Source organism: Nocardioides sp. YIM 152315 (assembly GCF_029210375.1).
GTDB lineage: Bacteria > Actinomycetota > Actinomycetes > Propionibacteriales > Nocardioidaceae > Nocardioides.
Window position 1 is genome coordinate 36,675 of the sequence record NZ_JARGER010000033.1, and the last position, 23,301, is coordinate 59,975.

Annotated in this window: 24 protein-coding genes; 12 read left to right on the plus strand and 12 right to left on the minus strand. The window is 72.4% G+C overall.

Annotated features, from left to right (window positions below; genetic code table 11):
* Window positions 1-6: 6 nt before the first annotated feature.
* Window positions 7-3,195, minus strand: coding sequence for an isoleucine--tRNA ligase (gene ileS / locus PZ894_RS10305; RefSeq protein ID WP_275744479.1), 3,189 nt, complete (start codon window positions 3,193-3,195; stop codon window positions 7-9).
* Between the two features lie 251 nt (window positions 3,196-3,446).
* Between ileS and PZ894_RS10310 the strand changes: the two genes are divergently transcribed.
* The 3 genes from PZ894_RS10310 to PZ894_RS10320 all read left to right on the plus strand — a co-directional run bounded on the left by PZ894_RS10310 (window position 3,447) and on the right by PZ894_RS10320 (window position 4,841).
* Window positions 3,447-3,752 carry an MmcQ/YjbR family DNA-binding protein gene (locus PZ894_RS10310; RefSeq protein ID WP_275744481.1) on the plus strand — a complete coding sequence of 102 codons (306 nt, stop codon included), beginning with the start codon at window positions 3,447-3,449 and terminating at the stop codon, window positions 3,750-3,752.
* A gap of 112 nt (window positions 3,753-3,864) precedes the next feature.
* Window positions 3,865-4,359, plus strand: a complete 495-nt coding sequence (locus tag PZ894_RS10315; RefSeq protein ID WP_275744482.1) for a DinB family protein — start codon at window positions 3,865-3,867, stop codon at window positions 4,357-4,359.
* Window positions 4,356-4,841 carry a DUF664 domain-containing protein gene (locus PZ894_RS10320; RefSeq protein ID WP_275744484.1) on the plus strand — a complete coding sequence of 162 codons (486 nt, stop codon included), beginning with the start codon at window positions 4,356-4,358 and terminating at the stop codon, window positions 4,839-4,841. The genes PZ894_RS10315 and PZ894_RS10320 overlap by 4 nt, the downstream gene beginning before the upstream one ends.
* A gap of 1 nt (window position 4,842) precedes the next feature.
* Here PZ894_RS10320 and PZ894_RS10325 read toward each other — a convergent pair whose 3' ends face one another.
* Window positions 4,843-5,814 (minus strand): ABC transporter substrate-binding protein, encoded by a 972-nt coding sequence (locus PZ894_RS10325; protein WP_275744485.1) that lies wholly within the window; start codon window positions 5,812-5,814, stop codon window positions 4,843-4,845.
* A gap of 85 nt (window positions 5,815-5,899) precedes the next feature.
* Between PZ894_RS10325 and dapD the strand changes: the two genes are divergently transcribed.
* From dapD to PZ894_RS10340, 3 genes are all read left to right on the plus strand, one after another.
* Window positions 5,900-6,862, plus strand: a complete 963-nt coding sequence (gene dapD / locus PZ894_RS10330; RefSeq protein ID WP_275744487.1) for a 2,3,4,5-tetrahydropyridine-2,6-dicarboxylate N-succinyltransferase — start codon at window positions 5,900-5,902, stop codon at window positions 6,860-6,862.
* Window positions 6,863-6,920: 58 nt separating this feature from the next.
* Window positions 6,921-7,880 carry a hypothetical protein gene (locus PZ894_RS10335; RefSeq protein ID WP_275744489.1) on the plus strand — a complete coding sequence of 320 codons (960 nt, stop codon included), beginning with the start codon at window positions 6,921-6,923 and terminating at the stop codon, window positions 7,878-7,880.
* 128 nt (window positions 7,881-8,008) lie between these two features.
* Complete coding sequence (locus tag PZ894_RS10340) at window positions 8,009-8,188, plus strand: DUF5999 family protein (RefSeq protein WP_275744491.1); 180 nt, start codon at window positions 8,009-8,011, stop codon at window positions 8,186-8,188.
* A 165-nt stretch (window positions 8,189-8,353) separates the two neighbouring features.
* Here the strand turns inward: PZ894_RS10340 and dapC are convergent, their stop codons facing one another.
* Both dapC and fdxA read right to left on the minus strand, forming a co-directional pair.
* Window positions 8,354-9,502: a succinyldiaminopimelate transaminase gene (dapC, locus tag PZ894_RS10345; protein ID WP_275744492.1), complete on the minus strand. Its 1,149-nt coding sequence runs from the start codon at window positions 9,500-9,502 to the stop codon at window positions 8,354-8,356.
* A gap of 5 nt (window positions 9,503-9,507) precedes the next feature.
* Window positions 9,508-9,834, minus strand: coding sequence for a ferredoxin (gene fdxA, locus PZ894_RS10350; protein ID WP_275744494.1), 327 nt, complete (start codon window positions 9,832-9,834; stop codon window positions 9,508-9,510).
* A 56-nt stretch (window positions 9,835-9,890) separates the two neighbouring features.
* Here fdxA and PZ894_RS10355 point away from each other — a divergent pair, with 56 nt between their 5' ends.
* Entirely contained in the window at window positions 9,891-10,835 is a 945-nt protein-coding gene (locus PZ894_RS10355; protein WP_275744495.1) for a GNAT family N-acetyltransferase, read from the plus strand.
* A 31-nt stretch (window positions 10,836-10,866) separates the two neighbouring features.
* Here PZ894_RS10355 and PZ894_RS10360 read toward each other — a convergent pair whose 3' ends face one another.
* A complete protein-coding gene (locus PZ894_RS10360) occupies window positions 10,867-11,220 on the minus strand; it encodes a hypothetical protein (protein ID WP_275744497.1) in 354 nt (117 codons plus the stop codon).
* Between the two features lie 320 nt (window positions 11,221-11,540).
* Between PZ894_RS10360 and aspS the strand changes: the two genes are divergently transcribed.
* On the plus strand, window positions 11,541-12,848 hold the full coding sequence (gene aspS, locus PZ894_RS10365) for an aspartate--tRNA(Asn) ligase (protein WP_275744499.1): 1,308 nt from the start codon (window positions 11,541-11,543) through the stop codon (window positions 12,846-12,848).
* 3 nt (window positions 12,849-12,851) lie between these two features.
* Here the strand turns inward: aspS and PZ894_RS10370 are convergent, their stop codons facing one another.
* The 5 genes from PZ894_RS10370 to PZ894_RS10390 form a co-directional block, all read right to left on the minus strand.
* On the minus strand, window positions 12,852-14,594 hold the full coding sequence (locus tag PZ894_RS10370) for a VanW family protein (RefSeq protein WP_275744501.1): 1,743 nt from the start codon (window positions 14,592-14,594) through the stop codon (window positions 12,852-12,854).
* A 10-nt stretch (window positions 14,595-14,604) separates the two neighbouring features.
* The gene (locus PZ894_RS10375; RefSeq protein ID WP_275744503.1) at window positions 14,605-14,937 is read right to left on the minus strand and encodes a DUF6113 family protein; all 333 of its coding nucleotides are present in this window, start codon (window positions 14,935-14,937) and stop codon (window positions 14,605-14,607) included.
* 16 nt (window positions 14,938-14,953) lie between these two features.
* Window positions 14,954-15,871, minus strand: coding sequence for an N-acetyl-1-D-myo-inositol-2-amino-2-deoxy-alpha-D-glucopyranoside deacetylase (gene mshB / locus PZ894_RS10380; protein WP_275744505.1), 918 nt, complete (start codon window positions 15,869-15,871; stop codon window positions 14,954-14,956).
* Window positions 15,872-15,913: 42 nt separating this feature from the next.
* On the minus strand, window positions 15,914-16,192 hold the full coding sequence (locus tag PZ894_RS10385) for a hypothetical protein (RefSeq protein WP_275744507.1): 279 nt from the start codon (window positions 16,190-16,192) through the stop codon (window positions 15,914-15,916).
* Between the two features lie 171 nt (window positions 16,193-16,363).
* Window positions 16,364-16,762 (minus strand): NUDIX domain-containing protein, encoded by a 399-nt coding sequence (locus tag PZ894_RS10390; RefSeq protein ID WP_275744509.1) that lies wholly within the window; start codon window positions 16,760-16,762, stop codon window positions 16,364-16,366.
* Between the two features lie 23 nt (window positions 16,763-16,785).
* Between PZ894_RS10390 and PZ894_RS10395 the strand changes: the two genes are divergently transcribed.
* Entirely contained in the window at window positions 16,786-17,814 is a 1,029-nt protein-coding gene (locus PZ894_RS10395) for a hypothetical protein (protein ID WP_275744511.1), read from the plus strand.
* On the opposite strand, the gene PZ894_RS10400 is transcribed toward PZ894_RS10395, so the two are convergent.
* Entirely contained in the window at window positions 17,807-18,619 is an 813-nt protein-coding gene (locus PZ894_RS10400; protein WP_275744512.1) for a thioesterase family protein, read from the minus strand. The genes PZ894_RS10395 and PZ894_RS10400 overlap by 8 nt on opposite strands.
* Window positions 18,620-18,823: 204 nt before the next feature.
* Here PZ894_RS10400 and PZ894_RS10405 point away from each other — a divergent pair, with 204 nt between their 5' ends.
* The 3 genes from PZ894_RS10405 to PZ894_RS10415 are packed head-to-tail and all read left to right on the plus strand — an operon-like array spanning window position 18,824 to window position 21,503.
* Window positions 18,824-19,177, plus strand: coding sequence for a DUF202 domain-containing protein (locus PZ894_RS10405; RefSeq protein ID WP_275744514.1), 354 nt, complete (start codon window positions 18,824-18,826; stop codon window positions 19,175-19,177).
* On the plus strand, window positions 19,174-20,595 hold the full coding sequence (locus PZ894_RS10410; protein WP_275744515.1) for a hypothetical protein: 1,422 nt from the start codon (window positions 19,174-19,176) through the stop codon (window positions 20,593-20,595). The genes PZ894_RS10405 and PZ894_RS10410 overlap by 4 nt, the downstream gene beginning before the upstream one ends.
* A complete protein-coding gene (locus tag PZ894_RS10415) occupies window positions 20,592-21,503 on the plus strand; it encodes a phosphatase PAP2 family protein (protein ID WP_275744516.1) in 912 nt (303 codons plus the stop codon). The genes PZ894_RS10410 and PZ894_RS10415 overlap by 4 nt, the downstream gene beginning before the upstream one ends.
* Window positions 21,504-21,608: 105 nt before the next feature.
* Here PZ894_RS10415 and PZ894_RS10420 read toward each other — a convergent pair whose 3' ends face one another.
* A complete protein-coding gene (locus PZ894_RS10420; protein WP_275744517.1) occupies window positions 21,609-23,135 on the minus strand; it encodes an acyl-CoA synthetase in 1,527 nt (508 codons plus the stop codon).
* Between the last annotated feature and the right edge of the window lie 166 nt (window positions 23,136-23,301).

A 23,301-nucleotide genomic window follows, 5' to 3' on the forward strand; every position in this document is an offset into this window, starting at 1 on the left:
GGTCGCCTACGCCCTGGCGACGGTGATCTCCGGCTCGCCCGCCGAACCCTCGCTCACGTCGTACGACGTCGCGAGCGTCTCGCTGGTGATCAGCTTCTCGTGGGCACGAGCGGCCGCGACCACCTCGCCGGAGCCGGCGATCGTCAGCGCGATCCGGTCGGAGACGTCGAGTCCGGCGTCGCGGCGGGCCTGCTGGACGCCGCGCACCAGGTCGCGGGCCAGGCCCTCCCGCGCGAGCTCGGGCGTGACCTCGGTGTCGAGGACCACGAACCCGCCGCTGCGCAGCACGCCGGTCGCCGACTCCGCGTCGGCCGAGCCGGCGACGGTGTCGAGCGTGTACTCCTCCTCCTCGAGCACCAGCCCGCCAGAGGTGACGGTGCCGTCCTCGGCGACCGACCAGTCGCCCGTCTTCGAGCCCCTGATGGCCAGCTGCACGTCCTTGCCGAGGCGCGGACCCGCGGCGCGGGCGTTGACGGTGAGCCGCTGCTCCACGCCGTACGTCGCGGCCTCCCCGGAGTCGACCGAGACCAGCCGGACGTCCTTCACGTTGACCTCGTCGCGGACGATCGTCTCGAAGCCCGCGAGCGCCGCGGGGTCGCCGACCACGACCGTCAGCGACGCCAGCGGCAGCCGGTTGCGCAGGTTGCGCGCCTTGCGCAGCGCCGACGCCGCCGAGCAGACCTCGCGGACGGTGTCCATCGCGGCGACCAGGCCGTCGTCGGCCGGCAGCTCGTCGACCAGCGGCCAGTCGGCGAGGTGCACCGAGCGGCCGCCGGTCAGGCCACGCCAGACCTCCTCGGTCGTCAGCGGCATCAGCGGCGCGGTCGCACGGCAGACGACCTCGAGCACGGTGTAGAGCGTGTCGAAGGCGGCCGGGTCGTCGCCCCAGAAGCGGTCCCGCGAACGGCGGATGTACCAATTGGTCAGCACGTCGAGGAACGACCGCGTCGCGTCGCACGCGTCCGCCACGGCGTACCCGTCGAGCGCCTCGGTCATCTCGCCCACGAAGTCGCGGCACTTGGCGAGCAGGTAGCGGTCCAGCGGGTCGCTCGACCCGGTCGACGCCCGGGCGTCGTACCCCTGCCCACTCCTGGCGGCGTTGGCGTAGAGCTGGAAGAAGTACCAGCTGTTCCACAGCGGGATCAGCACCTGGCGCACGGAGTCGCGGATGCCCTGCTCGGTGACGACGAGGTTGCCGCCGCGCAGGATCGGCGACGACATCAGGAACCAGCGCATCGCGTCGGCGCCGTCGCGGTCGAAGACCTCGCGCACGTCGGGGTAGTTGCGCAGCGACTTCGACATCTTGTTGCCGTCGGAGCCGAGCACGATGCCGTGGCTGATGCAGTTCTCGAACGCCGGCCTGTCGAAGATGCCGCTGGCCAGGATGTGCAGGGTGTAGAACCAGCCGCGGGTCTGCCCGATGTACTCGACGATGAAGTCGGCCGGGAAGTGGTGGGTGAACCACTCCTCGTTCTCGAACGGCACGTGCACCTGCGCGAACGACATCGACCCGGAGTCGAACCACACGTCGAGCACGTCGGGGACACGCCGCATCGTCGACCGGCCGGTCGGATCGTCCGGGTTGGGACGCACCAGGTCGTCGACGAACGGCCGATGGAGGTCGCGCTCGCCGTCGCGGTTGCGGGGCAGCGTGCCGAAGTCGCGCTCGATCTCCTCGAAGGAGCCGTAGACGTCGACGCGGGGGTACGCCGGGTCGTCGCTCTTCCACACCGGGACGGGGCTGCCCCAGAAGCGGTTGCGGGTGATCGACCAGTCGCGGGCGTTCTCGAGCCACTTGCCGAACTGGCCGTCCCTGATGTGGTCCGGCACCCAGTTGATCTGCTGGTTGAGCTCCATCATCCGCTGCTTGAACGCGGTGACCTCGACGAACCACGACGACACGCCCTTGTAGATCAGGGGCTCGCGGCAGCGCCAGCAGTGCGGGTAGCTGTGGTCGTAGGTCTCACGGCGCAGCAGCACGGTGCCGGGCGTCACGCTGCCGCTGCGCTCCTTGAGGTGGTCGATGATGTGCAGGTTCGCGTCGAAGACCAGCATCCCGGCGTACTCGTCGACGGGGTGGGTGAAGCGCCCGTCCTTGCCGACCGGCATCACGGCCTCGATGCCCTCGCGGTCGGTGACGACCTTGTCGTCCTCACCGAAGGCGCCGGCGGTGTGGACCAGGCCGGTGCCGTCCGTGGTCGTGACGAACTCCGCCGGCACGACGCGGAACGCGCGGTCGTGTCCCAGGTAGTAGGAGAAGGGCGGGGTGTAGGTCAGCCCGACCAGGTCCGCGCCCGTGCCGCGCCAGGTGACCTCGGGCGTCTCGCCGAGCTCGCGGGCGTACGACGCGAGCCGCGCCTCGGCCAGCAGGTAGCGGGTGGTCTCCCCCGAGTCCGACGGAGCATCGACCACGACGTAGTCGATGTCCTCGCCGACCATGACCGCGAGGTTGCTCGGCAGCGTCCACGGGGTGGTCGTCCACACGAGCAGCTTGACGCCCTGGAACGGGCCCTCGGTCGTGACGTCGTAGCCCACGGTGACCGCGGGGTCCTGGCGGTTCTGGTAGACGTCGTCGTCCATCCGCAGCTCGTGGTTGGAGAGCGGGGTCTCGTCGTTCCAGCAGTAGGGCAGCACGCGGAAGCCCTCGTAGATCCAGCCCTTGTCGTAGAGCTGCCTGAAGGCCCAGATCACCGACTCCATGTAGTCGGGGTTCATGGTCTTGTAGTCGTGGTCGAAGTCGACCCAGCGGGCCTGGCGGGTGACGTACTCGCGCCACTCGTCGGTGTACATGAGCACCGAGGACCGGCAGGCGTCGTTGAACGTCTCGATGCCCAGCTCGAGGATCTCGTCGGTCGTCTTGATGCCCTTGAGCCGCATCGCCTCGAGCTCGGCGGGCAGGCCGTGGGTGTCCCACCCGAAGCGGCGCTCGACCCGCTTGCCGCGCATGGTCTGGTAGCGCGGGATCAGGTCCTTGACGTAGCCCGTCAGCAGGTGGCCGTAGTGCGGGAGGCCGTTGGCGAACGGCGGGCCGTCGTAGAAGACGAACTCCCCTGCGCCGTTCTCGCCGGGGTCGCGCTGGTCGACGCTCGCCTGGAAGGTGCCGTCCTTCTCCCAGAACTCGAGGATGCGCTCCTCGATCTCCGGGAAGCGCGGGCTGGAGGGCACGCTGCCGGAGTCGTTCTTCGGGTAGGTCATCGGCTTCTCCTGCGGTGTCGGTCTGCACTCACCGCAGGGACGACATCACTGCCGCGGTACCACCCTGCTTGCCCCCTTACGTGCCGGGAGCCACTCGTTCACGGCTGTGACGGGCCCACCCGTCCGGTTCTAGTCACCCCCGGTCTCCCGGTGGCTTTCTTCCGGAGGCTCGCCGCTGATGACGGCTCGAACGCCTGTGCCTCGATCCTACGGCGTGGACCGGCGGCGACGGAAACCGGTTCACTGGTCCCATGTCGCCCGAGGAGGTGCATGAGTACGCCGTCTCGCTCGCCGGCACGAAGCGAAAGGGGACGCCGGCGCGGCCGGCGTGGTACGTCCGCAACCGGCTGGTGGCCCGTCTGGAGGACTCGGTCACCCTGACCGTGCGGGTCCATGTCGACGACCGCGAGCCGCTGGTCGAGGCCCACCCCGACACCTTCGGCGTGCCGCCGCGCCACGAGGCGCACCACAAGGTGGAGGCCTACCTCGACCACGGTGACGCGAGCGCGATCCGCGAGGCGATCCGGCTCGCGTGGGAGTTCCAGCGGAGCTGGTGAGTGGTTTCGGCCCCGGTCCCTCCCGCACCGGGCAATCGCGCCGGGACGATCACGGCACCGGAGACACGGAATCCGCGTTGCCGGAATGCCACCCGCATGATCGGGTTGCCGCATGACCGACGACATGCTGCGGGGCGAGGACGCCGTCCTGACCGACTACCTGGGCCACTTCCGGGCCACCTTCGAGCGCAAGTGCGAGGATCTGGACGCCGAACAGCTCGCCCGGCGGTCCGTCCCGCCGTCGACCCTGTCCCTGCTCGGCCTCGTCCGGCACCTGGCGGCGGTGGAGTACTCGTGGTGGCGGCGGGTGATGGGGCACGACCTCGCCCTGCCCAGGATGTGGGGCAAGGACGAGCATCGCGACGCCGACTTCGACGGCGCGGTCGCGGACGACGCCGTGGTCGCCGAGGCCTGGTCGGCCTGGCGGGCCGAGGTGGCGTACGCCGAGGAGTTCCAGGCCGCCCACCCGATGGACCACCTCGGCACCCACGACGACGGCCCCATCGAGATGCGCGAGGTCGTGGTGCACCTCATCGAGGAGTACGCCCGGCACTGCGGCCACGCCGACCTGCTGCGCGAGTGCATCGACGGGCGCACCGGCCAGTGAGCGAGCTCGCGACCCTGCGCCGCTGGCTGGCGGACTTCCGGACGGCCGTCGAGCGCAAGACCGCCGACCTCGACGCCGAGCAGCTGGCCCGGCGGTCCGTCCCGCCGAGCACGCTCAGCCTCCTCGGGCTGGTCCGCCACCTGGCGCAGCTGGAGCACCACTGGTTCCGCCGGGTGCTCCAGCAGCACCCCGAGGAGTCCCAGCTCTTCGTCGTCGACGGGGACTGGGAGACCCAGTTCGACGACGCCGCCGCGGATCCCGCCGCCGTCGACGAGGCGTTCTCGACCTGGCGTGCCGCTGTCGCGCAGTCGGACACGTGGCTCGGCGGCATCACCGACGAGGCGCTGGACGTCGTCCTCGACCCCGACGACCGGATCGCGACGATCCGCGACGTGATCGTGCAGGTGCTCCAGGAGTACGCGCGCCATCTCGGCCACATGGACCTCCTGCGCGAGTCGATCGACGGACGGACCGGCGAGTAGCTCAGGCGGCCGCCTCGTCGAGGTAGGGCCGCACCTGCTCGAGCGCGTAGGGGATCGACAGCGGCGATGGGGTGTTGAGCCCGACGATCGTCGGGTAGTCCAGCACCGCAACGGTTCCGGGCAGGGTGTCGAAGGCCGGGATGTCCGCGAGATCGCGCTCGTCGCCGCCGTTCACCAGGAACGCGAGCAGGTCGGCCCGGAGGAGGTCCGCGCGCTCCGTGCTCACGTTGATCCGCGCCTCGCCGGTCTTCTCGCCCTGCGCTCGCACCGGCGCGAACATCTCCATGCCCAGCTGCTGGAAGAACACGCTGGAGCCGTCGTTCTCGTCGGCGACGATGTACATGGAGTCGCCCACGACGTACTGCGCCAGGGCGAAGGTCTGGCCCTCCAGCCCGGGCAGGTCCGCCGCCGTCTGCGCGACCGCGCCGTCGACGTCGTCGACGACCGCGACGGCGTCGTCGGGGCGGTCGAGGACGTTGCCGGCGAGCGTGACCAGCTCCTGCCAGGACGCGACCTGGGCGTCGTCGAGGTTCGGGACGGTCGGGGCGATGCCCGACAGCAGCTCGTAGGTGCGCTCGTCGGCGATCGAGTAGCTGCCGACGATGAGGTCGGGGTCCAGCGCGGCGATCTGCTCGATCGGCACCCCGTCGGTGAGGTCGAGCGCCTCCGCGTCCGCGGGGAGGTCCTGCCACGGGACCGTGCCGTCCGGCATGTACGAGTCGACGGTGTAGCCGATGGGTTCGACGCCCATCGCGAGCATGGTGTCGGTCCACTGGAGGTCGATCGTCACGATCCGCTCCGGGACGCCGTCGATCTCGGTCGTCCCGTAGACGTGGTCGACCACGAGCGGCTCGGCGCCGGCCGCGTCCGCCGGGCCGGAGGCGGTCGCGTCGTCCTCGGAGCCGCACCCGGCGGCGACGAGCGGGAGGAACAGGAACGGGACTGCGGCCGCACGGCGCCAGGTCATCGACATGTAGGTGAGGCTAACCTAACAATGAGGCATCTGGCGCCCGGACCACTGACCGGACCCGACACGGTGTTGCCTAGGCTGTACCCCCGTGACCGACAAGCCCGCCGCTGCCCCGACGACCGCCTGGGGCTTCGGCCTCGCGACCCTCGACCGCGACGGCGCCGTCCTCGACGTGTGGTTCCCGGCTCCCGCGCTGGGCGAGAAGCCCTCCGACGCGGTGCCCCCGACGGAGCTGAGCGCCCTGCAGGGCACCGACACCGACCGCGGCGTGACGCGCGAGGTGCTCCTCGTCGAGGTCGCCGACCTGCAGGCGCCTCCGAAGAGCACCGAGGACGTGTGGCTGCGGCTGCACCTGCTGTCGGCGCGCCTCGTCGTGCCCCACTCGGTCGGTCTCGACGGCATCTTCGGCCTCCTCACCAACGTGGTGTGGACCAGCGCCGGACCGTGCGCCGTCGCGGGCTTCGAGCTGACCCGCGCCCGGCTCCGAGCCAACGGGCGGCACCTGACCGTGCACGGCGTCGACAAGTTCCCGCGGATGGTCGACTACGTGCTGCCCCCGGGGGTCCGGGTCGCCGACGCCGACCGGGTCCGCCTCGGCGCGCACCTCGCCGAGGGCACGACCGTCATGCACGAGGGCTTCGTCAACTACAACGCCGGCACGCTCGGCGCCTCGATGGTCGAGGGCCGGATCTCCGCGGGCGTCGTGGTCGGGGACGGCTCCGACGTCGGCGGCGGCGCGTCGATCATGGGGACGCTCTCGGGCGGCGGCCAGCAGGTCATCTCGATCGGAGAGCGCTGCCTGCTCGGCGCGAACGCCGGTCTGGGCATCTCGCTCGGCGACGACTGCGTGGTCGAGGCCGGGTGCTACGTCACCGCCGGCACCAAGGTCACCGTCCGGGACCTCGACGGCAAGCCGAAGGTCGTCAAGGCGCTCGACCTGTCCGGCACGAGCAATGTGCTCTTCCGCCGCAACTCCGTGACGGGCACCGTCGAGGCGGTCCCGTGGAAGAGCGAGGGCGTCGAGCTCAACGCCGCGCTGCACGCGAACTGACGGCGCCCGCAACGGCGCGGATTCCGCGTCGGTTGAGCGGATTCCGCACACTTGTCGCATGAGAGCGCGCACGGGTGTGACCCTGCTCGGCCTCGCCGCTGCGGGCGTGGCCGCTGCGGTGGGCTACGCCGTCGTGCAGCAGGTGACGCCGCTCCTGCAGCCCGACCAGTGCACCGCCACCGTCGGCGGGCGGACGGTGACGCTCGACGTCGAGCAGGCCGAGAACGCCGCGCTGATCGCCGCGGTCTCGATCCAGCGGGGCATGCCGGCGCGCGCCGCGACGATCGCCCTGGCCACGGCGTACCAGGAGTCGAAGCTCTACAACCTCGAGGCCGGCGACCGCGACTCGCTCGGCCTCTTCCAGCAGCGGCCGTCGCAGGGATGGGGCAGCCGCTCGGAGATCCTCGACCCGTCGTACTCGACCAACGCCTTCTACGACGGGCTGGCGAAGGTCGACGACTACGAGTCGATGCGGGTCACCGAGGCCGCACAGCTCGTGCAGCGCTCGGCCTTCCCGGAGGCGTACGCCGACCACGAGGCCGACGCCCGCGTGCTCGCCTCGGCGCTGACCGGCAACTCTCCCCACGCGTTCAGCTGCCGCATCGGCGACGAGCCCGCGGCGGCGTCCGCCCGGCTGAGGGACTCCGGCCTGACGAAGCGCGCCGACGTCGTACGCCGTGAGGTCGCGGCCGTCTTCGGCGACCCGCCGGTCGGCGGCTTCGCCCCCGGCGGTGTCACGACCGGTCACATGAAGGGCTCGGCCCACTACGAGGGCCGGGCCGTCGACGTCTTCGTCCGCCCGGTCAGCGCGGAGAACAAGATCCGGGGCTGGGCGATCGCGCAGTACCTCGTCGCCCAGGCCGACCGGCTCGGCGTCCGCACCGTCATCTTCGACGGTCGCATCTGGACCGCCGAGAAGTCCGGCGACGGGTGGCGCCGCTACGACCCGCCCGAGCGCTCCGGGGACCGCGCGATCCTCGAGCACCGCGACCACGTGCACGTCGACGTCCACGAGTAGCCGATCGCGGCGCGCTGTGGAAGACGCGTGCACGCGCGCCCCGATCGGCGCATGTTGGAGACGAACTGCTCAGGCTCCGCCGCCGAGCTGCCGATGGAGACGGAGACGACACCTCCTGGAGAACGACGATGTGCACCCACTCACCGAGCTGCCCCGAGAGCGACGCCACCGACTGCTGCCGCGCACTGGTGGTCGCCGACCACACCGAGCAGGGGTGGTGCCAGCTGTGCAACGGCGTGATCTGGTTCGACGACGGGCACTACCTGACGCCCGACGGGCACGACCACACGATCGGCCTGAGCGCCTGAGCCTGGATCCGCCGATGGCCGCCGTCGCGAGCGTCACCAGGCGGGTGCGATGGCAAGGCGTCCGTCGCGAAGGCATACCGGGCGTCTTCCGAGCGGCGGCAACGAAGCCAGCGTGCCCGGATGGTGGCGCGCAGCAGGCGGAGAGCGGTGGATCCAGGCTGACGGCTACGACCGGTCGGCGAGCCGCGCGACGGCGGCGTCGACCCGCTCGTCGGTGGCGGTGAAGGCGACCCGGACGTGGCGGCCGCCGGCCCGGCCGTAGAACTCCCCCGGCGCGACCAGGATGCCGCGCTCGGCGAGCCACGAGACGGTCGCCCAGCAGTCCTCCTCCGCCCCGTCGACCAGACGGGTCGACCACAGGTAGAGAGACGCCTCGGAGTGGTCGATGCGGAAGCCCGCCGACTCGAGTGCCACGCGCAGCTTCGCGCGCCGGGCGGCGTACCGGGCGTGCTGCTCGACGACGTGGTCGTCGTCGTCGAGCGCCGCCGCCATCGCGACCTGCTGGGGGCCGGGCATGATCAGCCCGAGGTTCTTGCGCACCGCGAGCAGCTCGCCGACCAGCAGCGGGTCGCCGGCGACGAAGGCGCACCGGTAGCCGGCCAGGTTCGAGCGCTTCGACAGCGAGTGCACCGCGAGGACGCCCTCGTGGGAGCCACCGCAGACGTCGGGGTGGAGGACCGACGTCGGGGTCGTCTCCCAGGCGCACTCGAGGTAGCACTCGTCGGAGACCAGGATCGTGCCGCGCTCGCGACACCAGTCGACGACCTTCCTCAGGTGCTCCGGCGGCAGCACCCGGCCGGTCGGGTTCGACGGCGAGTTCAGCCACAGCAACGCCGGCCGCTGCGGACCGAGCGAGAGCAGCGAGTCGGTCGCCACGCCGCGCGCGCCGGCGAGCGCCGCGCCCACCTCGTACGTCGGGTACGCCAGCTCGGGCCACACCACGAGGTCACCGGCGCCGACGCCCAGCTGCGACGGCAGCGCGCCGACGAGCTCCTTGGAGCCGATGGTCGGCAGGACGCCGTCGAGGCCCAGGCCCGTGACGCCGTGACGCCGGGCGAGCCAGTCGACGCAGGCCCGGCGCGTCGCCTCGGTGCCGATGGTCAGCGGGTAGCCCGGCGAGTCGGCGGCGCCGGCCAGCGCCGCGCGGACGACCTCCGGCGTGGGGTCGACCGGCGTGCCGATCGAGAGGTCGACGATCCCGTCCGGGTGCGCGGCGGCACGACGCCGGTGCTCGACCAGCTTGTCCCAGGGGAAGTCCGGGAGCCGCCCGGAGACGCGGGTTTCGAGACGGCGCCGGCGCGCCTCCTCGACCACCGTGCTCAGTGGTCCTGGTTCTGCGGCGGGAGCTCGGCGATCATCGGGTGGTCGTGGTCGATCTCACCCAGCTTGGCCGCGCCGCCGGGCGAGCCGAGGTCGTCGAAGAAGTGGACGTTGGCGTCGTAGTAGGCCTTCCACTCCTCCGGGGTGTCGTCCTCGTAGAAGATCGCCTCCACCGGGCAGACCGGCTCGCAGGCACCGCAGTCGACGCACTCGTCGGGGTGGATGTAGAGCATCCGCTTGCCCTCGTAGATGCAGTCGACGGGGCACTCGTCCACGCAGGCCCGGTCCTTCAGGTCGACGCACGGCTGGGAGATGACGTAGGTCACCGATTCCTCCTGATACTCACGAGAGCAGGTGCTCGACCACAGCCTAGTATCCCGGGGTGTCCCCGTCGGCAGACCCCCAGTATGTGAGCCACTCCCCCGGCCAGCACGGCCTCGGCCCCCACGTCGTGGGCCGGCGCGTGGTGGTGCGCCGACTGGTCCGCGGCGAGACCGGACCCACGGGCGGGCCGGCGCTCACCGATCTGCTCGGCACCTGCCTGTCGTGGTCCGAGGACGCCTGCGTGGTGCAGCCCGAGTCGGGCGCCGCGGTCACGATCCCGCTCGCCGACATCGTGTCCGGCAAGCCGGTGCCACCGCGTCCGTCGACCCGCCACCGCGTCTCCGCGGGCGAGGCCCAGCGGCGCGCCCTCGCGCTCTTCCCCGACCTGCGGCCCGAGCCCCTCGGCGACTGGCTGCTGCGGCACTCCCCCGCGGCGAGCGCCCGCCGCGCCAACTCGGTGCTCGCGATCGGGCCGTCCGGCGTCGCCGACGACTACGCGCGGGTCGTCGCGTGGTACGCCGAACGCGGCGCCCGGCCGATCGCGGCCGTGCTGCCGGGCTCCGAGGAGGAGGACCTCTTCCGCGGCCACGGCTGGGTCGTCGAGAGCGACGACGCCGATACGCTCTTCCAGATCGCCGGGGTGGCGGCCGCGCGGCGGGCGGCGGTTCCGCGACAGGCGCCAGAGCGCCTTCCTCGACCACCGACGACCTTCGACGAGGACGGCGATCTCGTGACGGTGCGCATCGGCGACCGGGCCAGCGGCGTCGCGGCGTACGCCCAGGACTGGGTGGGCTTCCGCGGCATCGAGGTCGACCCGGCCCACCGCCGCCAGGGGCTGGGCCTCGCGGTCATGGAGGCGCTGCTGGAGTGGGGCGCTGAGCGCGGTGCGACCACGGCGTACCTTCAGGTGCTCGGCGACAACCACGGCGCGATCGCGATGTACGAGCACCTGGGCTTCGGGACCCACCACGCCTACCGCTACCTGGCGCCTAGCCGCCGGTAGCGGCAGGCGCCAGGTTGCGGTAGGCGCCGGCTCAGGCGCGGAAGTACTCCTCCCAGATCCAGAGCCCGCTCGGCGTGCCGCTGAACTCGCAGCGCGCGACGCAGTACCAGCGGTTGCCGGCGGAGTTGTCGCAGTAGCCGCCGAGGCGGAACGTCCGGCCGGCGGCCGCGATGAAGTCGATCGGCGAGCGCCCGCTCGGGCCGGTGTGCACCGGCGCGCGGTGACGCACGGTGATGTTGCCCGCCGCCTCGCGGCACACGGCCTGGGCCGAGGGACCGGCGGACGGCCCCTCGGGCGAGGCCGCTCCGGCGCTCGTGGAGCCGGCCGCCAGCAGGCCGCCGGCGCAGGTCAGGACGAACAGGAACGTGAGGACTCGCTGCCCCATGGTGAAACCTCCGAGAGTTGGCACCGGCCGCTCGGGCCGGTCGGCGGGCGTCCGATGGCCACGTCCCTGCCTACGTCACCCGGCGCGGCCGGTGCAACCGGAATCGCGCGGGCGATCTCGTTCGCTCCGGCGGCCCGGCGCCGCTACCCTCGACGACGGCGCCCCGAGGCCTGACAACCCTCCCGCGAGCCGGCGGAGATCCGGGCACCCGCGCGTGCGGCGCACCGACGAGAGGTCGACGATCCGTCGACGAAGGTGTGGTGGCACCGCGACGTAGCCCCCGCCCACACCTCCAGGGCTTTCGCCTACTGGAGGTAACCATGCAACGCACCCTGTGCACCGACCTGCCGCGCGCCACGCCCGGCGAGACCGTCCGGCTCCAGGGCTGGGTCCACCGGCGGCGGGGACTGGCCGCCCTCACCTTCCTCGTGGTCCGCGACCGCAGCGGCCTCGCCCAGGTCGTGGTGAGGGGCGGGGCCGACATCCCGCCCGAGGAGACGACCGTCGAGGTGGTCGGCACGGCGACCGCGAACGCCCAGGCGCCGGGCGGCGTCGAGGTGACCGACCCGGTCATCACGCCGCTCACCGAGCCGGCCGCGACCCCGCCGGTCGAGCTCTGGCGTCCGGCGATGAACGCCGGTCTGCCGACCCTGCTCGACCACGCCCCCGTCACCTGGCGGCACCCCGCGCAGCGCGCCCGCTGGGAGCTCGCGGCCGCGTCGGTGCGGGGCTTCCGCGCGACGCTGGACGCGGCCGGGTTCACCGAGGTCCAGACGCCGAAGCTCGTGGCCTCGGCCACCGAGTCGGGCGCGAACGTGTTCGAGGTCGACTACTTCGGCAGTCCGGCGTACCTGGCCCAGAGCCCGCAGTTCCACAAGCAGCAGCTGGTCGGGGTCTTCGAGCGGGTCTACGAGGTCGGCCCGGTCTTCCGGGCCGAGCCGCACGACACGGTGCGGCACCTCGCGGAGTACGTGTCGCTCGACGTCGAGCTGGGCTTCATCGACGACCACCGCGACGTGCTGCGGGTGCTACGAGAGGTGGTCGCCGGCATGGTCGCGGCCATCCACGAGCACGCACCGGAGGCAGTGGCGCGCGCCGGGGCGCAGGTGCCGGTCGTGCCCGAGGAGATCCCGGTGATCCACTTCCGCGACGCCCTCGTCCTGGTCGGCGCGCCCGAGGACGAGCCCGACCTCGCACCCGAGCACGAGCGCGCGCTCGGGGCGTGGGCGCTCGAGGAGCACGGCAGCGACTTCGTCGCGGTCGAGGGCTACCCGATGGCGAAGCGGCCGTTCTACACCCACCCGTGGTCTCGAGAAGGCGCTGGCGCGCCTCTTCGACCACCGGTTCGGTCGCGCTGGAGCAACAGCTTCGACCTGCTCTTCCGGGGGCTCGAGCTGGTCACCGGCGGGCAGCGCCTGCACCGACCCTCGGCGTACGACGAGGCGATCCGGGCGCGCGGCGAGGACCCGGCCGCGTACGCGCCGTACCTCCAGGCGTTCGCGCACGGCATGCCGCCCCACGGCGGGTTCGCGATCGGCCTGGAGCGGTGGGCCGCGCGCCTCGCCGGTGTCGCGAACGTCCGCGAGGTCACGCTCTTCCCGCGCGACCTCCACCGGCTCACGCCGTGAGCGTCACGCGCCCTTCTGCCCGGGCTCCTTGCACACGACGGTGTCGGAGGGCGTGTAGCTGGTGTGGAACTTCTCGGTCCTCGCGACCTCGTCGCTGCCGGGCTCGTGGAAGTAGCGCCAGACGTCGACGTCGAAGCCGGAGTAGCCGGAGTTGGGGTAGCAGTCCGGCGTGGTGAGCGTGCGGGTCGCGGGCGGCCGGTGGTTGTAGCGCTCGGACGTCTTCGTGGTGATGTCCCAGGTCTTGGTCGAGTACATCGAGACGGTCACCACGCCCTGGGAGGACGACGTCGCCGGCCGCACGGTGGCGTGGACGAGCACGCCGTACGGCGTGTCGTTCTCGAACCGCAGGTCCACCGCCCCCCAGGCGACGGTGGCCTCGCGGCCGACGGGGTAGCGGTCGATGTAGAACGAGTGCGGCTTGTGCTCGAGATCCTTCAGGCCGGCGAAGAACATCGCGTTGAAGGTCGTCGTCGCCATCTGCGAGACGCCTCCGCCGAGGTCCTCCTTGAAGATGCCGTCGCTGATGATGAAGCCTTCGGTGAAGCCGTTCTCGCGGGTGCGCTCGCCGACGATGTCGTTGAGCGAGAAGACGTCGCCCGGCTCCAGCACGGTGCCGTCGACGATCTCGGCGGCGCGGCCGATGTTGACGTTGCGGTACTCCGCGTAGGGGTAGTACGTCGTGAACGACGAGACCTTCTCCTTGATCTTCAGCGCCTTGGCGTCCGCGGTCGTGAACTCCGGCTCGGCGACCGTCGCCTCGACCTCCATCCGGCGGGCGTCGCCCTCCTGGGTGACGAGCTGCAGGAACGCGCTGTTGACGTCGTCGGGGTCGTAGGTGACGCCGGGCTTCGCCGGGACGACCTTCGGTCTGCCGTCGACCAGCTCGACGGTCGCGTCGACCGGCTCGTCCTCCTCGCCGACGCCCCGGTCGACGAGCGCGACCAGCTTGTCGGTCTTCAGGTCGGGCACCAGCGCTCCGCCCTCGGTCCTCATCCGCAGCGCCGCCGAGAACTCCCGTGGCCGCAGCTGCACCGGCGAGTCCCCGAAGACCAGCGTGACCGGCGCCGACATGGCCGGGTTGGCGAACGTGTCCAGCGCCGCCTGGACCGCGGCCTCGTCGATCTCGGGCGGCACGGTCGTCGTGTCGAGCTCGACGACGTCGTCCTCCTCGGAGAGGTACGACGCCAGCACCCCGGCGCGGGCCGCCCCGGGGTCGAAGCCGGTGCCGGGTGCCGGATCGGTGACCTCGATCTCGCCGCCACGGAACGCGACGGCGCCGTCGGTCGCCGGGGTCCCGACCTCGTCGGCCAGGCCGTCGAGCGCCTCATCGAAGGACCCGCCGTCGACCGCGACCGTCGGCTCCTGGTCGCCGCCGCCCGTCCAGTAGTCCCAGAGGCGACCGGGCGCCCAGCTCCTGCCGCCACCCGCGTCGGCGACGGTGGCGGCGTAGTCGACCTCGAGGCCCGCCTCGGTCGGTGAGAGCGTCGCGGTGCGGCCCTCGACGCTCACCGGCACCGGACGGTCCACCCGGCCAGCGAGACCCTCGCGCAGCGCCTGCTCGGCGTCGGCGGGCGTCATGCCGCCGATCTCGACGCCCTCGACGCTGGTGCCGCGCGGCACCTTGTCGCCGGCGGCGACGTACGCCGCGGCATACGCACCACCGGCGAGCAGCAGCAGGCCACCCAGCACCAGCAGGACCACCTTGCCGCCGGCGGACTCGCGCGCGCTCGGATCGGGTCTCTTCACGGCGGCGATCCTACGGAAGCGGCGCCGCGCGGCGGGGACGCGGCAGCGTGGCGAGACCCGCCACGATCAGGGCGACGCCGAGGCCGAGCACGAGGTAGCCCTGCCAGTCCTGGCTGACCAGGTAGTCGCCCTCCGGCCGGGGCAGGGTCATCCAGCCGACCATCGCCACCCAGCCGACCACGAAGGCGAGCCTGGTCCGCCACCCGGGCGGCAGGGCGTACGCCGTCACGACGGTCGCCGCCACGGCGAGCGCGAGGCCCCACGGCATCTCGTGGACCGCGACCGTCGCGATGCCGGTGCCGGCGCCGAGCACGACCAGCCCGAGGGCCACGAGGAGCTTCACGATCGTCGAGGGTCGGTCAGTCGAGGCCGGCGAAGAGGTCGGCCTCCAGACCCTCGGGGCCGAGCTCGCCGCGTCGTCCCTTGGCGATGCGGAAGAACTCGACGCCCATCGCCTCGGCGCCGACGTTGTTGGACAGCGCGAAGAACGGGCCGTCGGTGGTGATCTGGGTGGCATGGGCGCGCAGCGCCGCCATCTTCTGGTCGATGTGGGCCGTGGCGTCGACCGCTGCGGCGAGGTTCTCGTCGCTGGTCACGAACGGCGGAAGCGGGCCGTCGGGGTCCATGCCCTCGAAGGTCGTCGCGTCGCCCGCGTCGCGCAGCGCGCGCAGCCCGGCCCGCAACCGGCTCTCGGACATCGCACCCCAGTAGATCTTGGGGATGTCCCAGTGCTCGCCGAGGTCCTTGCGGTAGGACGGCACCGCGGCGAGGGCGGCGGCGTACGTCGCGACCCGGTGGGCCTGGATGTGGTCGGGGTGGCCGTAGCCGCCGAACTGGTCGTAGGTGACGAGCACCTGCGGCCGCACCTCGCGGATGATCTGGACGAGGTGGTCGGCCGCCTCGGTCAGGTCGGCGTTCCAGAAGGCGTTCGGGTGCTTCGCGATCACCTCGGGGTCGCCGATCGCGTGGCCGTCGGGGTGCCAGGCCATCCCGGAGTCGCGGTAGGTGCCGAAGCCGCCGAGGAAGCGATGGTCGGTCACGCCGAGCGCCCCCATCGCGTCGGCGAGCTCACCCCGGCGGTGCTCGCCCAGCGCGTCGTCGCGGTCGGCGGCGAGGTGCTCGAGGTCGGGCACGAGGATCTCGCCCATCTCGCCCGCGGTGCAGGTCACCAGCGTGACCTGGCGACCCTCGGCGACGTACTTCGCCATCGTCGCGCCCTGGCCGATCGACTCGTCGTCGGGATGGGCGTGCACGAGCAGGAGGCGCTGATCAGTCATGGCATCGATCCTAGGGAGAGGGTCGGACAGTCTTCTCCGGCCTCAACCACCGGAGGGGCGCTTGATCTTCCGCGACTCGGTCGGGAGCTCCAGCGGCGGGTGGACGGGGACGTGGTCGTCGGCGTCGAGCCACCCGTCGTACTCGTCGACGAGCACGTCGAGGACGAGCTCCGGCGCGTCGGAGACGACCGCCCACGGGTGGTCCTCGTCGTCGTCCTCGCCCGCGAGCCGCTCGCGCTCGGCGCGTGCCGAGTAGCCGGCCGCCACGAGACGGGTCACCACCGTCCGGGCGTGCTCCTCGTCGAAGAAGATGCCGCGCATCACGAGTGGTCTGCCGTGGAGATGGCTATCCGGTTGGCGTGCTCGGCGTGCGTGCATCGCAAGGCGCCGGAGCGAAGCCGTACTTGCTCGTCCAGCGAGCGACGGCAACGCTGCGAGGTGCGTGCGATGTGTGCGCGAAGCGCACAGCCATCTCCGAGGCGGACCACTGCCTCATCCTCTCCCGTCGGTGGCGAGCAGCGACCGCAGGTGTGGCAGGAACGGTCGGTCGGGCTCCAGCCAGTCGACCGTCTCGAGCTCGCCGGCGGCCAGCCAGCGGACCTCGTCGTGCTCGACCGGGTCGGGGTCGGTGTCGTCGGCCGCCGCGACGAGCGCCACGCGCAGCACGTGCCGCTCGCCGATCGCGACCTCGCCGGGCAGCCAGCCGGTCACGGCCACCTCGCAGCAGAGCTCCTCGCGCACCTCGCGGACGACCGCGTCCTCGGGGCTCTCTCCCTCCTCGACCTTGCCGCCCGGGAACTCCCAGCGCCCGGCCGTCTCCCGCGGCGTCGTACGCCGTGCGGCCAGCACCCTGCCACCCCGGACGATCGCTGCTCCCACGACGGCGGCCATGACCCGGACGCTACCGTTCGCAGGTGGTCGTGACGCGCACGGACGACCTCGGCGACGAGGTCGAGGCACTCGCGGCGCGGCACGGCGGTCGGGTCGGGCTGACGCCGGTGCTGACCGACCTCGACCGCCGGCTCCGGCGGTCCTGGGCACCCGGCCTCGCCGTACGCCGTGCGTGGGCGTGGGACCGCCACGACCAGGCGGACCGTGGCTGGTGGCCGCAGGGCATCTCGGTGGCGACGGGTGGGCGCTACCTGGCGGTGTCGTGGTACGCGACGGCCGGCGGCTCGCGGGTGTCCTTCGTCGACCTGCGGCGGCGCCGCTACGGCCACGTGCTGCTCGTGCTGCCGACGTCCGAGGGTCACGAGCCGCTGCGCGTGCACGCCGGCGGGCTCGCGTGGACCGACCGGCACCTCTACGTCGCCGCCACCGGCAAGGGCCTGTGGGTCTGCCGTCTCGACGACGTGGTCCGCACGGACGGCGGCTACGTGCTGCCCGCGCGGCACCGGCTGTCGCCGTCGGAGGACTTCCGGTTCTCGTTCGTGTCGCCCGACGCCGGGTCGCGGCTGCTCGCGGGCGAGTACGGCGGCGCCCGGCAGACGCACCGGCTGCTGTCGTTCTCCGCGGACGGCGGTCCGGCGGAGCTCGCCGAGCACGGGGTCGTCCGAGCCCAGGGAATCGTGCGGACCGGTGACGGACTGCACCTGACGGCGTCGCACGGGCCCTGGGGCCTGGGGTCCCTGTGGTCCGGACCTGCCGGATCACTCCGGGAGCGACGGTTCGCGCTCCCGATGGGCGTCGAGGACCTGGCCTACGACGCGAGCCGGGACCGGCTGTGGACGGTCACCGAGCACCCGTGGCGACGGTGGCTGGTGACGGCTCGGCTCAGCCTGCATTCACCGATTGTCGGCGTCGCGAGCGTCACCAGGCGGGTGCGATGGCAAGGCGTCCGTCGCGAAGGCATACCGGGCGTCTTCCGAGCGGCGGCAACGCAGCCAGCGTGCCCGGATGGTGGCGCGCAGCAGGCGAGAATCGGTGAACGCAGGCTCAGCTGACCGGACGCGGCTGACGCGCGAGCTGCCGGCTCTGGGCGACGAGGCGCCCGGCGGAGTCCCAGACCTCGCAGTCCTCCTCGAACATCCCGCCCGCCAGGTTGCGGGTGGCGTGTCGCACCTTGAGCCAGCCCGGCGCCGGCCGGGCGCGCACGTGCGCGGTCAGCTCGAGCGTCGGCGCCCAGCCCATCATCCCGAGGTCGAAGGTCACCGGCGGCAGCGCGTCGACGACCATCAGCAGCGAGGCCGGGTCGGGCTCGCGCCCGTCCGTCAGCCGGAACCATGCCGCGATCTCACCGCGCCCGCTCGGCTGCCCGACGGCCCAGCCGACGTGGTCGGGGTGGAAGCGCATGTCGAAGCGGCCCATCATCGGCGCCAGCTCGAGGATCTCCTTCGGCGCGAACGTGTTCGCGACGCACTCGTCGGGCGGCGGCAGCACCGGCTCCTCGGCCGTCGTGCGCACGTCGTCGCCGAGCCGCTCGAGGTCGCCGTACGTCGCGAGCGCCGCGATCCTCGTCTCCTCGCCCTGCCTGAGCTCGGCCGACGCGGTCCCCACCGAGCCGCCCTCGCGGCGCACGTCGACCACCACGGTGGCCGGGCCCGGCGTCGCCGCGGAGAGGTAGTGGGCCGAGACCGCCAGCGGGTCGGGCTTCTTCGGGAACGTCTCGCGCAGGGCGGTGCCGATCAGCGCGAGCAGGTAGCCGCCGTTCACCCCGCCCCCGACGACCCAGCCGGGGTCGACCTCCGCGGCGTACGAGGTGTCGCTGACGGCGCGGACTGCGGTGTGGTCATCGAACTCGAGCGTCACTCGGTGAGCCTAGACGAGTCATTCCAAGGGGTCGTGCCGGCGAGCGGCGCTCAGCGCCGCGCTGGCAAGGCGCGGGAGCGACGTCGTACTTGCCCGTCCTACGAGCGACCGCAACGCAGCCAGCGTGGATGCTGGGCGTCGCGCAGCGTGCGAGCCCTTGGAATGAGTCGTCGAGACCGGACCGCGTACGGAAGGATGGGGGCCATGACGCGACGTCGGCCACAGTGGGTCTACGACGCCGGGGAGGAGCCCGACCCGCGCTTCACCCTGGCCAACGAGCGCACGTTCCTCGCCTGGGTGCGGACGGCGCTGGCGATCCTGGCCGGCGGTGTCGCGCTGCACGCGCTCGGCCTGCCGGAGACCGACTGGGTCCGCAACCTGCTCGCGATCGCCCTGGTGCTGCTCGGCGCCGTGGTGACGGCGCTCGCGATGGTCCGCTGGGCGCGCATCGAGCGCGCGATGCGCACCCGCACCGCGCTGCCGGCGTTCAACCTCGGCCTCCTGCTGACCGGTGCCGTCATCGTGGGGGCCGTGCTGCTGGCCTTCGCGTTCGCGTGACGCGCCGCGCGACCGGGTGGGTCGCTGTGCTCGCCGCGGCGGCGGGGCTGTGCGCCGCGCCGTACGCCGGGCGCGCCCTGTCACCCGACGAGGGCGGGCTGCTCCTGCTCGCGTCGCAGTGGTCGCCCGGCTCGTCGCTCTACGGCGACTACTTCGTCGACCGGCCGCCGGGCCTGATCGCCCTCGCGGCGCTGGCCGACGCCGCCGGCGGGGGCTGGGCGCTGCGCACCCTGGGGATCGTCGCGGTCGTGGCTACCGTGCTGCTCAGCGGCGCGCTGGGCCGCGCGGCGGCGCCCGCGCGCCCCTCGGCGCCCGTGCTCGCCGCCGGGACGGCTGCGCTGTTGACGACCTCCCCGCTCTTCGGCGGGACGGTCGTGAACGGCGAGCTGCTCGGCCTGCCGTTCCTGATGGGCGGGATGGTCGCGGCGCTGCGCTCCGTGCGGGCGTCCTCGACGCCGGCGGCGCTCTGGTGGGGCGTGCTCGCCGGCGCCGCCGGCGCGGGCGGGGCGCTGGTGAAGCAGAGTCTGCTCGACGTGTTCGTGTTCACCGCGGCGCTGCTGCTCGTGAGCCGGCGCGCGCGTCCGGCACTCGGCGTCGCGGTCGGCGCGCTCGCCGCCGTCGGCCTCGCCCTGTGGGCGGCGGCCGCGCGTGGGACCGGCCCGGGAGAGCTCTGGGAGGCGGTCGTCGTCTTCCGCAGGGAAGCCGCTTCGGTCATCGCCGAGTCGGCCACCGACTCGACCACGCGTCGGCTCGGAGCGCTGATGATCGCGCTGGTCGGCACCGGCGCACCGCTGCTCGTCCTCGTGCTCGCCCGCCGCCTGCCCCGCCGCGCCGACCCCGCCGTGCCCGACCTGCGCTGGCCCGCCGCCGCGACCCTGGCCTGGGAGCTCACCGTCGTGCTGCTCGGCGGCAGCTACTGGCTGCACTACCTGATGGGCCTCGTGCCGGCGCTCGTGCTGCTCACCGCCGCCGCGTGCCAGCGTCCCCTGCCGACGCGACACACCCTCACCGCGGCGTACGCCGTGATGGCGCTCTCGACCGTGAGCACGCTCGTGTGGGTCGCGGTCCACCCCATCGACCGGCCCGAGCAGCCCGCGATCTCCTGGCTCGACGCGCACGCGCGTCCCGGTGACACCGCGGTCGTGGCGTTCGGCGGCCCCAACATCCTCGAGGCCACGGGGCTCCGGAGCCCCTACCCCGACCTGTGGAGCCTGCCCGTGCGGGTGCACGACCCCGAGCTCATCGAGCTGACCTCCCTCCTGCGCAGCGAGCAGCGCCCGACCTGGGTCGTGGTCGCGGGCCGCTCGCTCGGATCCTGGGGAATCGACGCGACGGCCGCGGACCCGGTGCTGGTCGACCACTACGATCGCGCCACGAGCACCGGTGAGTGGACGATCTGGCGGGAGGTGAGCCGGTGACCGGCGTCATGCTCACGCCCGGCACCAGCCGCGCCGCACGCAACCGCGCGATGGCGGCGTACGTCGGACTGCTGCTGGTGTGGTCGTGGTTCGTCGGGATCCCCAACGACCCGGCCGGCGTGGTGCTCTGGATCTGGCTCGCGACCGTTGCGTGGGACGTCGAGGCCCCGCGACGGGCGCACCTGGCGTTCTGGCGCGACTGGTGGCGGCCGATGCTGCTGCTGGTCGGCTACTGGCTGGCGCGCGGGCTCGCCGACGGGATCGGCATCGCGCCGCACTACTCGATGCCGGTGCGCTTCGACGAGTGGCTCTTCGGCGGCACCGCGCCGACCGTCTGGCTCCAGGGCGCGTGGTGCGGCGATCCGTGTGTGAAGTCGCTCCCGCCGCGCTGGTACGACGTCCTGCTGACCACGACGTACGCCTCGCACTTCCTGGTCGCGCTGACGCTCGCCGGCGTGCTGTGGGTGCGCAACAGGGACGAGTGGACGCGCTGGCTGCGCCGCTACCTCACGCTGCTCTACGCCGGGCTCGCCATCTACGTCGTCTACCCGATGGCGCCGCCGTGGATGGCCGCGCGCGACGGCTACCTGCCCGAGGTGCACCGGATCACCAGTCGGGGCTGGTCGGAGATCGACCTGCACCGGCAGACGATGATCATGTGGGGCATGGGCAACAAGGTGGCCGCGATGCCCTCGCTGCACGCCGGCATCGCCTTTCTCGTGGCCCTCTGGTTCATCACCCGGCTGCGCTCGCCGTGGCGCTGGCTGCTGCTGCTCTACCCGCTCACGATGTCGCTGGCGCTGGTCTACTTCGCCGAGCACTACGTCCTCGACACGATCGCCGGCGGCGCGCTCGCGCTGCTCGTGATGGTGGGCGTCGGTCGGTGGGAGCGCCGTCGAGCGGCGTAGATCGCCCACCACTTCTCGCGCAGTTCTGACGCTTCTGTGTTGTTGCAACGCCCCAGAAGTGCGGGAACACCCGGTGCACCGGGTATTCCCGCACCGGCACCGCCGCTACCCGACGTACTCCGCCTTCAGCCTCCCCTTGACCATCTTCCCGGTGGGCGTGCGGGGCAGCTCGTCGCGGAAGTGGAACTCCCGCGGCACCTTGAAGTGCGCGATGTGGTCGCGGGCGTAGGCAGTGAGCTCCCCCGCCAGCTCGTCGCCCGGGACCACGCCCGGTGCGGGCTGCACGAACGCCACGACCCGTTCGCCCATCTCCTCGTCGGGCACCCCGATCACGGCGATGTCGGTCACGGCCGGGTGCAGGCTGAAGAGGTCCTCGATCTCCTGCGGGTAGATGTTCACGCCGCCGGAGATGATCATGAACGCCTTGCGGTCGGTGAGGAAGAGGTAGCCGTCGTCGTCGAGGTAGCCGAGGTCGCCGACGGTCGTCCAGCTGTCGTGCTCGGGGTGCTGGGTGCTGCGGGTCCGCTCCTCGTCGTTGTGGTAGCTGAAGCTCCGCTCCTCGCGCTCGAAGTAGACCGTGCCGACGTCGCCGGGCCCGAGCACGCTGCCGTCCTCGCCGCAGATCCGGATGACGCCCATCAGCGCGGTGCCGACCGAGCCCGGCTTGCGCAGCCAGGCCTGGGAGTCGATGAACGTGGCGCCGTTGGCCTCGGTCGACGCGTAGTACTCGTGGACGATCGGTCCGAACCAGTCGATCATCGCGCGCTTCACCTCGACCGGGCACGGCGCGGCGGCGTGGATGACCGACCGCAGCGAGCTCACGTCGTACGACGCGCGCACGTCGTCGGGGAGCTTGAGCATCCGCACGAACATGGTCGGCACCATCTGCGTGTGGGTGACCCGGTGGTGGTCGATCGCTCGCAGCGCGCCCTCGGCGTCGAACTTCTCCATCATCACCAGCGTCCCGCCGAGCGCGTGGATCACCCCGCCGAACCGCAGCGGGGCCGCATGGTAGACCGGCGCCGGCGACAGGTAGACCGTGTCCTCGTCGAAGCCATAGAGGGCGCCGAACACCGTCGGGTAGATGTAGCCCGGCTCGTCGACCGCGATCTGCGGCAGCGGTGGCTTGATCCCCTTCGGCCGCCCGGTCGTTCCGGAGGAGTAGAGCAGGTCGTCGCCGTGCGGCTGCGCCGCCAGCGGCTCGGGCGAGGCGGCCGCCAGCGCGTCCTCGTACGACGCGTAGCCGTCGAGCGCGCCGCCGTAGACGAGCCGTGCCGCCACGTCGACGTCGAGCCCGGCCACGACGTCGGCCTTGGCCGCGGAGACCACGAGGGCGCGGGCGCCGCAGTCACGGATGATGTAGCCGGCCTCCTCGGCGGACAGGTTGTGGTTGACCGCGGTGACGTAGAGGCCCGACCGGAGCGCGGCCCAGTAGACCTCGTAGGTCTCGGGCGTGTTGTCCGAGAGCAGCGCCACGACGTCGCCCACGGCCAGGCCGGCGGTGTCGTGGAGGTGGCGCGACAGCCGGATGCTGCGCTCGTCGAGCTGTGCGTAGGTCAGTGTGCGACCGGACCCCGCCATCACGAGCGCGGCCTTGTCGGGTGTCCGTGCTGCCCAGGTCCCGGGGTACATGGCCGCACCGTACTCCCGCTCAACCACGGGGCAAATAGCGACACAGCACGTCGGCAAGTCGTGTCAGATTCCGGTTGCGGCGTTCGTCGTACGGGTGTCCGATGAGTTGTCCTGCGACGGCGGGTCGGACTAGGGGAATTCCCCGATGCCGACTGTCCCCACCCCC

Bases quoted from the DNA above. Each gene is read 5' to 3' on its own strand.
- ileS (WP_275744479.1), bottom strand. From the start codon at position 3,195: ATGACCTACCCGAAGAACGACTCCGGCAGCGTGCCCTCCAGCCCGCGC.
- PZ894_RS10310 (WP_275744481.1), top strand. From the start codon at position 3,447: ATGTCGCCCGAGGAGGTGCATGAGTACGCCGTCTCGCTCGCCGGCACG.
- PZ894_RS10315 (WP_275744482.1), top strand. From the start codon at position 3,865: ATGACCGACGACATGCTGCGGGGCGAGGACGCCGTCCTGACCGACTAC.
- PZ894_RS10325 (WP_275744485.1), bottom strand. From the start codon at position 5,814: ATGTCGATGACCTGGCGCCGTGCGGCCGCAGTCCCGTTCCTGTTCCTC.
- PZ894_RS10335 (WP_275744489.1), top strand. From the start codon at position 6,921: ATGAGAGCGCGCACGGGTGTGACCCTGCTCGGCCTCGCCGCTGCGGGC.
- PZ894_RS10340 (WP_275744491.1), top strand. From the start codon at position 8,009: ATGTGCACCCACTCACCGAGCTGCCCCGAGAGCGACGCCACCGACTGC.
- PZ894_RS10360 (WP_275744497.1), bottom strand. From the start codon at position 11,220: ATGGGGCAGCGAGTCCTCACGTTCCTGTTCGTCCTGACCTGCGCCGGC.
- aspS (WP_275744499.1), top strand. From the start codon at position 11,541: ATGCAACGCACCCTGTGCACCGACCTGCCGCGCGCCACGCCCGGCGAG.
- mshB (WP_275744505.1), bottom strand. From the start codon at position 15,871: ATGACTGATCAGCGCCTCCTGCTCGTGCACGCCCATCCCGACGACGAG.
- PZ894_RS10385 (WP_275744507.1), bottom strand. From the start codon at position 16,192: ATGCGCGGCATCTTCTTCGACGAGGAGCACGCCCGGACGGTGGTGACC.
- PZ894_RS10390 (WP_275744509.1), bottom strand. From the start codon at position 16,762: ATGGCCGCCGTCGTGGGAGCAGCGATCGTCCGGGGTGGCAGGGTGCTG.
- PZ894_RS10405 (WP_275744514.1), top strand. From the start codon at position 18,824: ATGACGCGACGTCGGCCACAGTGGGTCTACGACGCCGGGGAGGAGCCC.
- PZ894_RS10420 (WP_275744517.1), bottom strand. From the start codon at position 23,135: ATGTACCCCGGGACCTGGGCAGCACGGACACCCGACAAGGCCGCGCTC.